Below are 13217 nucleotides of genomic sequence, written 5' to 3'. Positions count from 1 at the left end.
AGTTTTATATATTGTTTTACTAGGTATAAGCGTTATAATAGTTGACTAATAGAATGTTTTTATTTAAATTAAATGTATTGAATAATAGTTTTTAATTTTTTTAAAAAGAAAACCCTTTGTAAAATAAGGCCATGCTTCTTTTAATTTTAAAATAGAAAGATATATTTAAAACGTATCTTTGTACTCTAAATTTTTATAGTATAATGCGCACAAAATCACCAAAGCAAAATAAAATAAACGTAGTTACCTTAGGCTGTTCTAAAAATATTTATGATAGTGAAGTTTTAATGGGACAATTAAAAGCCAACGGTAAAAACGTAGTTCATGAAGACCCAGAAGATGATGGTAATATTGTTGTAATTAATACATGTGGTTTTATAGGTAAAGCTAAAGAGGAAAGTATTGATACTATTTTGCATTATGCACAGCGTAAAGAAGCAGGAGAAATAGACAAAGTATTTGTTTCTGGTTGTTTAAGTGAGCGTTATAAGCCCGATTTAGAGAATGAAATTAAAAATGTAGATCAGTATTTTGGTACACATGAGTTACCAGAATTATTAAAAGTATTAGAGGCAGATTATAAACACGAGTTAATTGGTGAGCGTTTAACAACAACACCAAAACATTATGCGTATTTAAAAATTGCTGAAGGCTGTGATCGCCCATGTTCTTTCTGTGCAATTCCTTTAATGAGAGGAAAACATAAATCGACACCAATTGAAGATATTGTTATCGAAGCAACAAAGTTAGCTGAGAAAGGAATTAAAGAATTGATGTTAATTGCACAAGATTTAACCTATTATGGATTAGATATTTACAAAAAACGTGCTTTAGCTGATTTATTAAAAGAATTGGTAAAGGTTGACGGAATAGAATGGATTCGTTTGCATTATGCATTTCCTACAGGTTTTCCGATGGATGTATTAGACGTAATGAAAAACGAGCCGAAGGTTTGTAACTATTTAGATATTCCGTTACAACATATAAATACCGAGATTTTAAAATCGATGAAGCGTGGTACAACTCACGAAAAAACAACATCGTTGATTTATAAGTTTAGAGAGGCGGTGCCAAATATGGCAATACGTACAACTTTAATTGTTGGATATCCAGGAGAAACTGAAGAACAGTTTCAGGAATTAAAAGATTGGGTTGAAGAAATGCGTTTTGAGAGAATGGGAGCTTTTGAATATTCTCATGAAGAAAATACCGGTGCTTTTGTTTTAGAAGATGATGTACCTGCAGATGTGAAATTCCGTCGTGTAAACGAAATTATGGAAGTACAATCTCAAATATCTTGGGAATTAAATCAGCAAAAAATCGGAAAAACATTCCGTTGTTTATTTGATAGAAAAGACGGAGAGTATTTTTACGGTCGTACAGAATTTGATTCGCCAGATGTAGATAACGATGTAATTGTAGATGCTACCAAACATTATATAAAACTAGGAGAGTTTATAGATATTGAAATTGATGAAGCTGGTGATTTTGACTTGTACGGAACTCCGCTAGTAAAGCAAGAAAAACCAACAAGCTTAAATCAAAAAAGAAAATAAATCATTAAGAGTTTGTTTTAAATTCTAAATAAAGTACTTTTTTAGATATAAACGTCATGCTGAATTTATTTCAGCATCGCATAAAACTAAGAACTACAGTGAATTAAGATGCGAAACCGAAATAAATTAAGTTTGACGGATTCGATTTTTTAGCTTTAGTGATAAAAGGTTTTTAAATGAAATTTAAACAAACTCTAATAAACTTATATTAAAATATAAATCCTGCTTTTAGCGGGATTTTTTATGCTTTAAATTCTATAATTTAGCCTTATGAAAAAAGCATATTTTAATTGGAGTTCAGGAAAAGATTCGGCATTTGCATTGTATAAAGTATTGCAGCAAAAAGAATATCATATCGAAAAGTTGATAACGAATGTAAACGAAGATTATCAACGTGTTTCTATGCACGGACTTCATGAAAACTTATTAGAAGCACAAGCAGAAAGCATTGGTATTCCTTTAGAGAAAATATATTTCCCTGCGGATGTAACGATGGATTTGTATAATGAGAAAATGCTTGAAAAAACTGCAGAGTTAAAATTAATAGGATTAAATCATGCTGTTTTTGGAGATATATTCTTAGAAGATTTAAGAAAATACAGAGATACAAAATTACAAGAAGTTGGTATTACAGGCGTGTATCCGTTATGGAAACAAGACACGAAAGAATTATTGAGAGAATTTTTAGCACTCGGTTTTAAAACGATTACGGTTTGTGTAAATGCTAAAAAACTAGGAGAAGAATTTGTTGGTAGAATCATTGATGAAGATTTTATAAATGAATTACCAGATGATGTTGATGTTTGTGGTGAAAATGGTGAGTTTCATACTTTTTGTTTTGACGGACCAATTTTTAGTAAACCAATTGAATTTGAAATAGGTGAGAAATTGCTAAAATCATATACGTTAAATAAAGATGATTCTCAGAACTGTCATAAAGGCACGTCAGAAAAAGTTAAAAATTACGACACTAGTTTTTGGTATTGCGATTTAAAACTAAAAGAATAAGAGCCTGTTTAAACTTTTAATAAAGTTTTTTAGATGTAAACGTCATGTTGAATTTATTTCAGCATCGCATAAAATTAAGAAGGATGGCAAAATAAGATGTGAAACTGAAATAAATTCAGTTTGACGGATTCGGTTTTTTAGGGTGAAATATTTTTTAACAAGTTTTAATTTTTTAAAGTTGTATCATAGGTTTTTAGCCCCGATTGAAGCATTTGTTTGAGCTCTTTTTTTGATTTTTTTTCAAAAAAAAGCGAGTGCGTAAAGTGGGAAATAGCTTCAAATAAATTTATAGCTAGTGCTTATTTTGTTTTAAAAGAGTGCTGTTATAAACTTTAAAACTGATGTTGCTGGAGTGTTTTCGTAACACGTTTTGCAGTTGTTGTACATAAACAGGCAATCTATTAAATCGGTGAGCATGTGTAGTAAAAGACCCATACCAATTATACGGTACGGTTTTTTAAAGAACAATAAAATTACGTAGCCAATCATGGCGAAATAAGAGTGAAAAAGATGAAAGCCGAAGCTGCATCTGTTCGGCTGAAATATTGGCGTAGATAATAAATGATCTAAATCTACCAGCATGGTTGCTATTAAAATTAAGTAGACTTTTTTCCAATCACTTTTAAAAAATAAATAGGCAATTATAAGCGGAAACCCGAAGTGTAAGAAGTAGTGAATAAATGTTTGCATCTTAATAAAGTTAAGCAACTTCTCTTTCTAAGGCTAAAAAATGAGTGGTTCCTGATCTAGAAAACAACGGAAAAACATTCAACTCACATTTGTAAGTAGATTTGTCTTTTCTGTAATTAACAATAACTTCTTTAAATGGTTTATTGGCTAATATTTTTTTACGAATGCTACTTTTTGTAGCTTCAGATGTTTCTTTGCCTTGTAAAAAGTTAGCTGTTTTTTGCAAAGCATATTCTTTGTTGTAGCCTGTCATTTTTTTAAAGCCATCGCTAACCCAAATTATTTTCTTGCTGGTGTTTGTTATTACAAGAGATTCGTAAACATTGTCATTTAAAATTTCAGCAATTTCATTTTTCCAGTTAAAATTATTTGCAAGTGCTTGAAGGCTGTTTATATCTTCTTTGGTTTTGTTATCGAAAAATAAATCGTGTATTCCCCAACTTAATAAATTAATATTTTGTTTTGGAGATGGTTGTATTAGCGCCTTAGTTTCTGCATACTTTTCTTTGCTTAAAGAAGATAGGTACACATCTAAGCACATCATGTCTAACAAATTATTTTTCATAGAAGTTAAGTTAATTAATATTGTAAAAGTAAGGAATTAAAATCTTTAAACTGAATAATGTACAACATATTTTGTCTTGGATTATAGCTACTTGTATAAAGACATACAATATGATTATATTTGAATATGAATTTAGATTTTAAAGAATTAAAAGAGTTTTTAGACGCCAAAGTTATTGAGTTTAATACTCCTAATTTTATAGCTGAAGACCCTATTTCTATTCCGCATAAATTTTCATTAAAAGAAGATATTGAAATAGCTGGTTTTTTAGCAGCAACAATTGCCTGGGGTAATAGAAAGATGATTGTTAAAAACGGGAACCGTATAATTGATTTACTAGATAATTCGCCCTACGATTTTATAATGAATCACCAAGATTCTGATTTAGATAGGTTAGAGGGGTTTGTTCATAGAACTTTTAATCCTATCGATTTAAGGTTTTTTATAAAGGCTTTAAAAAATATTTATGAGAACCGTAACGGTTTAGAAGCTATTTTTACAAATCATGCTTCAGAAGATTCTTTGCAACCAGCAATTCATGAGTTTAAAAAAATATTCTTTGAAATAGCGCATCCGGCAAGAACAACAAAACATGTTTCGGATCCTTATAAAGGTTCTGCTGCTAAAAAAATTAACATGTGGCTAAGATGGATGATTAGAAATGATGAAACAGGGGTAGATTTTGGACTTTGGAAAGGTGTTTCTCCTTCAGTTTTATCATGCCCTTTAGATGTTCATTCTGGCAATGTAGCACGAAAGTTAGGAATGTTAACTCGCAAACAAAATGATGCAAAGGCATTATTAGAATTAGATACCTCTTTACGAAAATTAGATAAAGATGATCCGGTGAAGTACGATTTTGCTTTATTCGGATTAGGTGTTTTTGAGAAATTTTAAAATAATTAGAATAACTTTAAAACGGCTATTTGCAGCGTAAACTAATTCAGAAATGTATAAGATCTCTAATAAACTAAATTTACAGCTATGATAAAAACAATTATTGTTGATGATGAATACAATGCTAGAGAGTTTTTAGAAAAGTTATTAAATAGATATTTACCAAATCAGTTTTTAATACTTGATAAATGCGAAAGCGTTGATACAGCTATTGTAGCTATTGAGAAGCACGAACCTGAATTAGTTTTTTTAGATATAGAAATGCCTAATAAAAATGGATTTCAATTATTAAAAGAAATTGAAAAAAGAAAGTTTGATGTTATTTTTACAACAGCGTATTCTGAGCATGCTATAAAAGCAATTAAAGAAAACGCTTTAGATTATTTATTAAAGCCTATAAACTATATAGATTTGTTAGAAACGGTTAAACGTTACAAGCTAACATTAAAAAATAAAGATCAGGATAGTAATTTAAAAGAGATATTAAATCAAATAGATATAGGTGATACTAATTTTAATAAAATAGCCTTACCAACAGATTCGGGTTATGAAATTGTAAATCCTAATAAAATATTATACTGCCAAGCAGATAGTAATTACAGTTCTGTAACGCTTGTAAACGGTAAAAAAATAACGTTGTCTAAAACATTAAAATATATTGATGAATTATTGCCGAAGACTAATTTTCATCGAATTCATAAATCGTACTTAGTAAACTTAAACCATGTTGTTCGTTTTAATAAAACGGTAGATTTATATTTAGAATTAAATAACGGAGAACAGCTACCAATAGCATCAAGAAAAAAAGAAAGCTTTTTAAATGCGATACTTCATAAAAAATAAACTACTAATTTTTGTTTGTTTGTTATGCTATCAGTTAGCATTTACACAAACATATACTTCTAAAAACTATACTACTTTAGATGGTTTACCTAATAAAAGTATTTATGCTATAAAAAAAGATAGTAGAGGTTTTTTGTGGGTGGGTACTGGTGCTGGCATTTCTAAAATTAACAATGATGTAATCACAAATTTTTATGAGGAAGATGGTTTAGCATATAATAATTGTTGGGCTATTGAAGAAGATAGTAATAAAAACATGTGGTTTGGAAGTTATGGAGGAGGTTTAACTTTTTTTGATGGTAAAATTTTTTCAGTCTTAAACACATCAAACGGATTAATTAATAACCGTATTCGGAAGTTATTTTCTTATAAAGAACAGCTGTTTGTTGGTACAAAAAATGGCGTATCGATTATTGATATTAATTCTAAGAATGTTAAAAATGTAGTTGACAAAAAAGATGATATGTTTCAAGTAATGGACTTCTTTGTGTATGAAAACGAAGTTTACATTCAAACGTACCGAAGTGGTTTATGGAAATATGATGAAAAAAATAATAAACTAATCTTTTTGCATTATAAATATGATGCTGTTTTCTCTACATTTAAGGTTGGAAATTCTTTATTAGTAAGTTTTGATGGAGCTTGGAAGGAAAATAAAGCTATTAGAAGATTTACAATTGAAGGTTACATAAATGGCTCTATGCCTTTAGCCGAATTTGGAAATAGCGTATTTTGGAATTATACAGCGGATAAAAACAAAAATGTATATGGAGTTGCAGATGGAATTAATTATCCTACAGGCGGACTTTATGAAGTATCTAATAATTCGGTATCAAAGCAAAACACTTTATTAAATATTAATAGTACCAAACAATGGTGTATTGATTATGATAAAAACAATAATAATTTATATGTTGGTACTTTAGATAAAGGAGTGTTTAAAGTTAATTTGAATAAAGAAATTGCATTTTTTAATGATATTAAAAATGTTATAGACATTCAGGTTAAAGATACTATGACTTATGTTTTATCAGAAAAAGGATTGTACATAAAATCAAAAAATAGTACTAGTTATATTTCACCCAAAGATTTTTATTCAAAATACAGCTATTTTTATAATCATAATAAAACACTAATATTTAAAGAGAGTGCAATAAGCAGGTTTCAAAACAATAGTCTTAAAAATTTAGAATTTAAAAGTATTAAAAAATTTAATACCGAAATATGGGTTAATACTACAATTGGATTATTTAAACTGTCTGAACAGAACTTAGTAGAAACATATTTTCCAATTTATACAAATTCGTTTTATTTTACATCAAAAAATAAAGCTTTTTTTCAAAGACCTTACTCTCATATTTATTTATTAGAAAATCTTAACGCTAAAATAGAAGCAACCATTTTTGAACTAGAAAACAAAGAGAACCCTACAAGTGTTGTTGCTATTGAAAAAGTACATAATGAACTGTATTTATTATCAAAGTATACAGGTCTTTATAAATATCAAAACGGAAAATTTAATTCGTTTCTAAAAAATGATATTTGGGATGAAAAAGAACTCACTCAAGCTGTTGTTAATAATCAAGATCAATTAGTAATAGGTACCTCTAGAGGTGATGTTTTTATAACTGAAACCTTAGATGATTTTAAAGTAGTAAAAACTATTAAAAATAAAAATATTATAGGTAATAGTATCTTGTTTTTAAAAATATATAATGATTATTTAATTATAGGAACCGAGAAAGGAATTAATCTTTATAAGGATGATACTATAACTTTTTTAGATAAAGAGCAGGGTTTAAATAATACCTTATTTACATCGGCAGTTATAGCTAAAAATAAATTATTGGTTGGAAGTGAAAGTGGATATTACGATATAGATTTAGATAAAGTTATAGCGAATCATAAAGCAAAAACATATAATTTTAGTATTACAGATATACAGGTAAATTATGAGGAATTAGCTTCATCTAATTACCATTGGTTTCAGTACTTAAAAAAAACGATAGAACTGCCATATAATAGAAATACAATATCTTTTACATATGTAGTTAAAAACCATCCGTATCCTAATAAATTAAAATATAGATACAAAATAGCTTCTATTGAAAATAGTAAATGGAGTAATTGGACTGTTGATAATACAATACATTTAAACTATTTAGAAGATGGTGATTATAATGTAAAAGTAGAAGTTAAAGATTATAGTACTGGCGAAACCTATGCCGAGAATATTTTAAAAATAACGATACTTCCTCCTTTTTGGAAAACATGGTGGTTTATGTGTATTTGTATAATTGTTACACTATTTGTTCTTTATATTATTTATAAGATTAGGGTTAGAAGAATTAAAAAAGAAGAGGTGTTAAAGCAAGCTATTTATAAAAGAGTGTCAGAAACTAAAATAGAAGCTTTACAGAGTCAAATGAATCCTCATTTTATTTTCAATGCGATGAATTCTATTCAGAATTTTATTATTGATAATGATGTAGACAATTCATTAAAATATATGGGAGAATTCTCTAAATTAATACGAAAAACACTTTATAATTCATCACTTCAATATATTAGTTTAGCAGAAGAAATTAGCTATTTACAAACGTATATAGAACTAGAGAATTTACGTTTTCAAGCTAAAATTCATACTTCAATAATTTCTAATAATTTAGATACAGAAGAAATTGCAGTTCCACCAATGTTATTGCAGCCAATAATAGAGAACGTATTTAAACATGCCTTTAATATTAAAGTTGAAAAACCATTATTAACAATAGAGTTTACCCAAAATAATGATTCACTAATTTGTGAAATTACGGATAATGGTAAGGGCTTTGATGCTAATAGTACAAAAAGTAGATCAAAAGGAATTAAGTTAGTGAAAGAGCGCTTACATTTATTAAATCTACCAGAGGACTCGCTAGCAATAACATCAATAGCTTTAAAAGGTACGGTAGTAACGGTAACTTTAAAAATGCATACGTTAAATAATTAGTAATAAAATAAGTGTTTAATTTGTTTTTCTTTGAAGTATAACATCTACTGTTGATTCAATAAAAATTTCTTATTTAATATTAAAAGTGAACTAAAACTGTGCTAGGGGAATAGTTTTTTGCTTTATATGCTATCAGTAGAATTTTAATTCTAAAAATAAAAAGAGCTTATGGAAATATCATTACATAGAAGAAAAAGAACATCTAATAGTTTAGTAACGGTTAAGTTTTTAATTATACCTGTAATACATGGAGGTGTTATCTACTGGCTTAAAAAAGTTAAAGTAGTAAAACATTTTAATGGGTTTTCTTATCAGATAACCAATGTACAATCAGTGTAGGTTTTTGCTAGTTATAGTTATGATAAACTAAATCGCTAAAACTACTTTATAATAAAAATAGAACGATTACTTTAAAAAAGAATACGTTAAATAAGTTACTTAAAATTAAGTGTTTAATTTGTTTTTCTTTGTTTAAAGTTTAAAATAAAAAAATAACAACCTGCTGTTAATTAAAAGATACTTTTAAGTATATGGTCAAAAGAGTGTTAAAGATGAAAAAAAGGGGATTTATCTTACTTCTTGATATATGTAAAGTAATAATTATAAGATAAAAATTAAGGGGTTTTATCTTAGCTTTTAAATGTTATGAAAAATTAAAAGATTTGGCTAAAATTTTTAAAGTTATTTAAATGGTTTTAGTAAATTATTTTCAGTAGGTTTTTATTAAAATAGCACATTTATATGTGCTATTTTTTTTATGCTATATCAGTAATTAGAGTAATTAAAATAAAAAAGGCATTGTAACAAGCATGTAAAAGGATGCTCCAAATTAAGCCAAAACGGACTCTAATAAAACCTAAATAACCGCCTAGTATAATTTGCGGAGCTACTAAAATAGGTGCTAGTATAAGTACGTTTGTTGTTATTCCGAAATTAGATAAATGTATAAAACCAAAAATTAAAGCAAAGGCATAAAAAACTATTTTAAAATATTTCTTATTTTGAAAGAATGTAATTGGAGCTCTAAAAATTAATTCTTCAGATAAAGGAGCGCCTATTACTGTAATAGCAAAAAGAGCTATTTTAGACATGCTTTTTCTTAATTCCTCTATAGCATGCGTATTCATATCTACCAATCCCAAATGCTCAATTAAAGCTAGCAAAGGGGTTAAAGCTACAGCAGTAAGTATGCTGATAATTAGTAAATGTGAAAATTTTTTAAAACGATAAGAATTATCTTGATTTGGATCTTTTTCTAATACCGGATTTTTTAAATACCCAACTAATTCCTTAAATGTATCTTTCATGATAAACTTTATTTAGTTATTAGAAGTAAAAAAGGTTAATTTGTTACATTAATCAACAATAACTCCATCTTTCATAGTTAAAGTACGATCGGCCATTTTAGCCAATTCTTTGTTGTGGGTAACCAGTACAAAAGTTTGTCCGAATTTATCTCTTAACTCAAAAAATAAGTTGTGTAGGTTTTCTGCAGAAGTAGAATCTAAATTACCAGAAGGTTCATCAGCAAAAATAACTGAAGGCTCATTAATTAAAGCCCTAGCAACTGCTACACGCTGTTGCTCACCGCCAGAAAGTTCGTTAGGTTTGTGATTTTCTCTATGTGATAAGCCTAAGAAAGATAATAATTCTTTAGCCCTTTTTTCGGTAGCTATTTTAGATTTGCCACCAATAAAAGCAGGAATACAAACGTTTTCTAAAGCTGTAAATTCAGGTAGTAATTGATGAAATTGAAAAATAAAACCAATGTGTTTGTTTCTAAAAGACGAAACTTCTTTGTCACTTAAACCTTTTATAGCACTATTGTTAACCAATAACTCATAGTTTTTATTTACTTGAGGTTTATCTAAGGTTCCTAAAATTTGAAGTAACGTAGTTTTTCCTGCTCCCGAAGGACCAACAATAGCTACAATTTCTCCTTTTTTAATATGAAGATTAACACCTTTTAAAATTTCAACTTCTCCATAATGTTTATGGATGTTTTTAGCAATAATCATAGTTATATATTCAATGTAACGAATGTATAAAAAAGAAATCAGATAACGTTTAAAGGTTATCTGATTTCAAGTTATATATAAGAAGTTAAAAAATGTTTTTCAAGTTGTTGTAGTCGATAAAATACACAAAACGAACAGAAAATGTATGTCGGTTAGACTCTTTTAAAAGAGTATTTAAATTCTCAGAGAAACTCTGATTTGCATTGTCGTTATTATTTGAAATAGAATTTCTATAAAAAGCAATCAATTGGCTACCAGGGGCAAATTGCCATAAGTAGTTTACATCTAAATTCCAACGGTTAAAATTCTTGTCATTATTAACACTATAATTACTAGCTATTAATTCACCATCATTATCTAAAGTATAATATTGGTTTTCATACGGTACTTTACTCCAGTTGTGTCTAAAAGACATCGAAATGGATGATTTTGTATTAAAGCTATATTTACCTGTTAAAGAATTATCATAAGTAGTCCAATCTCTTTGTCCGAATATTGTTTCATCTAAAAATGGTGTAAGCGTAGGGTTTTCATCTATGTCACTCTGGCTAACTTCGGTAGTAAAACCTTGGTCGTTATGAGTTTGCCCGTATCTAAAGGCGTATATTAAAGAAAATTTATTGCTAAAACGATATCTTGGCGATATTCTAAATCCATAACCTTCTTTAGGGTTGTCTTTAAAGAAGTTGTAATACCATTCGTAATCAATGGCAAACTTTTTTCTATAATCGGTAGACCCCCAATGATTAACATTTACTCTTTGTGGTCTCCTAAAAAATATACCACTTGTGTTACCTTGTCTTGGTTCATTAAAATCTTTGCTTTCACTATCGTAGTTTATGTTTCCACCAAAACCAAACCTACTTTTAGTTTCTGCACGAAAAGATAAATTTTGATACCTACCAATATACGTACCTGATTCATGTAGGAAATTAATATTATAAGAAGTGCTTATTCTGTAGCTATTAAATATTCCTTTAGGTTTTAATGATTCGTATGAAGCAAAACCATAAATAGTTTGTTCGTTGTTACTAAATAAAATACCTAAATCATTTGGGTTAAAATCTTTATTTTCGAAATTATAACCAATTTCACCTCTCCAATTACCAGATTGTTTACCTATACTTGTATCAAAAGTATAACCTGTATTAGGATTGTTTTCATCGTCATAAATATTACTCATCTTAAAAGATCCGTCAATATTGTATTTACTATTTTTATCTTCTAAATGCCAAAGTAAACCAGAAACATTTGCATCTCTAAAATCACCATCACGAGTAACATTGGTGTTAATTAATGTTACTGATGAATTTTTATTAAACTGCTGGTCTAGCACTAATATATTATAGTTAGAAAACGGATTTAGAACTTCTGTTCTGATCTCTTTTGTGTCGTTATTCTGAATTTTGGCTTCTGTTATGTCTGTAATTGCGTTAAAAAAACCAATACCCAATCCTTTTTTTGTTCTTCCTGATATTTTTATAGCATTTAGCATTTGCACTTTGTCAGGAGAGTCTATTAAGGTTTCGGTAGCTTCATCTACAGAAGCAGATCTTATAGGAGAACTACCAATTCTACGAGAGTAAAATAAATTACCTTTTGTAAAAAGCTCTGTTCCTTCAGTAAAAAACTGCCTTTGTTCAGAAAATTGTTGTTCGAAAGGCCCCAAATTTAAGCTAACATCATCAAAACCAACTTGTCCAAAATCGGGAATTAAGGTAGCATCTAATGTGAAGTTTTCGGTAAGACCATATTTAACATCCATACCAACACTCCAGTCAAAATCGGTTTTCCCTTCAAAAGAAGTGGTTGTTGCAGATGCATATGGATAAAAATTTAAACGAGTAGGAGGAGTAATGTTTTTTAAATTTTCAATTAAACCGTCATACTGTGTCCAGCTTCCTTGTGTGTTATCAATATGATTCCACGTAAAACGTGCATTTAAGTTTTTAACTTCTCTATGAAAATTTACACCCCAAGATTGTATAGGTGTATTTGCAAAACGCAAGGCGCGATACGGTATTTTCATTTCTACTGCCCAGTGATCAGCATTTATTTTAATAGCGCTTTTCCATACGGCATTCCAATTATAATCTTCATTACCGCTAGAAACTTTGGAATCTACCTGAACACCAGATGCGGTTACAATAAACATGGTAGGGTTTTGTCCGTCATCATTTGGATTGATCATCAACATAAAATAATCAGAATTACCTATATTGTCTCTACTGTTAAATTCAGCAGGTATTAAGGAAGTATCTGGTGTGTACATTTTAGCACTCACATAAATAGCCTGATTATCGTATATTAATTTAACTTCTGTTTTATGTGTGTTAGGTTCTTTTTCGCCATTTGTAGGGCGCAGCATTATAAAATCTTTTGCAACAGGAACGTTGGTCCATAAAGCTTCATTTATAATTCCGTCAATCTTTGGGGGAGAAGACACGCGCGTAGCGTTCATTTTTTTTCTATTCTGATTAATCTCTTGAGCTTTAACTCCTTTAGAAAAAAACAAAATAGCAAATAGTAAGGTGGTACTTTTATACATAGTTAGTTTGTAGCGTAAAATAATTTGCGAAAATATTTATGAATTACGCCTGTAAATCATAAAATCATGTTAATTACTCTAAAGACATGTTAAAAAAAGA

Annotated in this window: 11 protein-coding genes; 6 read left to right on the top strand and 5 right to left on the bottom strand. The window is 28.7% G+C overall.

What is annotated here, in order from left to right; all coding sequences use genetic code 11:
• Nucleotides 1-203: 203 nt before the first annotated feature.
• Both rimO and P2G10_RS00755 read left to right on the top strand, forming a co-directional pair.
• On the top strand, nucleotides 204-1556 hold the full coding sequence (rimO, locus tag P2G10_RS00760; RefSeq protein WP_275314825.1) for a 30S ribosomal protein S12 methylthiotransferase RimO: 1353 nt from the start codon (nucleotides 204-206) through the stop codon (nucleotides 1554-1556).
• 270 nt (nucleotides 1557-1826) lie between these two features.
• On the top strand, nucleotides 1827-2564 hold the full coding sequence (locus P2G10_RS00755) for a Dph6-related ATP pyrophosphatase (protein ID WP_218773066.1): 738 nt from the start codon (nucleotides 1827-1829) through the stop codon (nucleotides 2562-2564).
• Between the two features lie 309 nt (nucleotides 2565-2873).
• On the opposite strand, the gene P2G10_RS00750 is transcribed toward P2G10_RS00755, so the two are convergent.
• On the bottom strand, nucleotides 2874-3254 hold the full coding sequence (locus tag P2G10_RS00750) for a DUF6122 family protein (protein WP_275314823.1): 381 nt from the start codon (nucleotides 3252-3254) through the stop codon (nucleotides 2874-2876).
• A gap of 10 nt (nucleotides 3255-3264) precedes the next feature.
• The gene (locus P2G10_RS00745; RefSeq protein WP_275314821.1) at nucleotides 3265-3819 is read right to left on the bottom strand and encodes a PAS domain-containing protein; all 555 of its coding nucleotides are present in this window, start codon (nucleotides 3817-3819) and stop codon (nucleotides 3265-3267) included.
• Nucleotides 3820-3945: 126 nt separating this feature from the next.
• Here P2G10_RS00745 and P2G10_RS00740 point away from each other — a divergent pair, with 126 nt between their 5' ends.
• From P2G10_RS00740 to P2G10_RS00725, 4 genes are all read left to right on the top strand, one after another.
• Nucleotides 3946-4716: a TIGR02757 family protein gene (locus P2G10_RS00740; protein WP_275314820.1), complete on the top strand. Its 771-nt coding sequence runs from the start codon at nucleotides 3946-3948 to the stop codon at nucleotides 4714-4716.
• 87 nt (nucleotides 4717-4803) lie between these two features.
• The gene (locus tag P2G10_RS00735; RefSeq protein ID WP_275314819.1) at nucleotides 4804-5559 is read left to right on the top strand and encodes a LytR/AlgR family response regulator transcription factor; all 756 of its coding nucleotides are present in this window, start codon (nucleotides 4804-4806) and stop codon (nucleotides 5557-5559) included.
• Nucleotides 5537-8551, top strand: coding sequence for a sensor histidine kinase (locus P2G10_RS00730; RefSeq protein WP_275314817.1), 3015 nt, complete (start codon nucleotides 5537-5539; stop codon nucleotides 8549-8551). The genes P2G10_RS00735 and P2G10_RS00730 overlap by 23 nt, the downstream gene beginning before the upstream one ends.
• A 168-nt stretch (nucleotides 8552-8719) precedes the next feature.
• On the top strand, nucleotides 8720-8890 hold the full coding sequence (locus tag P2G10_RS00725) for a hypothetical protein (RefSeq protein WP_275314816.1): 171 nt from the start codon (nucleotides 8720-8722) through the stop codon (nucleotides 8888-8890).
• Nucleotides 8891-9306: 416 nt separating this feature from the next.
• On the opposite strand, the gene P2G10_RS00720 is transcribed toward P2G10_RS00725, so the two are convergent.
• From P2G10_RS00720 to P2G10_RS00710, 3 genes are all read right to left on the bottom strand, one after another.
• Complete coding sequence (locus P2G10_RS00720) at nucleotides 9307-9858, bottom strand: CPBP family intramembrane glutamic endopeptidase (RefSeq protein WP_275314814.1); 552 nt, start codon at nucleotides 9856-9858, stop codon at nucleotides 9307-9309.
• Between the two features lie 48 nt (nucleotides 9859-9906).
• On the bottom strand, nucleotides 9907-10569 hold the full coding sequence (locus P2G10_RS00715) for an ABC transporter ATP-binding protein (RefSeq protein WP_275314812.1): 663 nt from the start codon (nucleotides 10567-10569) through the stop codon (nucleotides 9907-9909).
• Nucleotides 10570-10654: 85 nt separating this feature from the next.
• A complete protein-coding gene (locus P2G10_RS00710; protein ID WP_275314810.1) occupies nucleotides 10655-13117 on the bottom strand; it encodes a DUF5916 domain-containing protein in 2463 nt (820 codons plus the stop codon).
• Nucleotides 13118-13217: the final 100 nt, after the last annotated feature.

The organism is Tenacibaculum bernardetii (genome assembly GCF_029125915.1).
Taxonomy (GTDB): Bacteria; Bacteroidota; Bacteroidia; order Flavobacteriales; family Flavobacteriaceae; genus Polaribacter; species Polaribacter bernardetii.
This window is presented reverse-complemented; position numbering and strand designations above follow the sequence as displayed.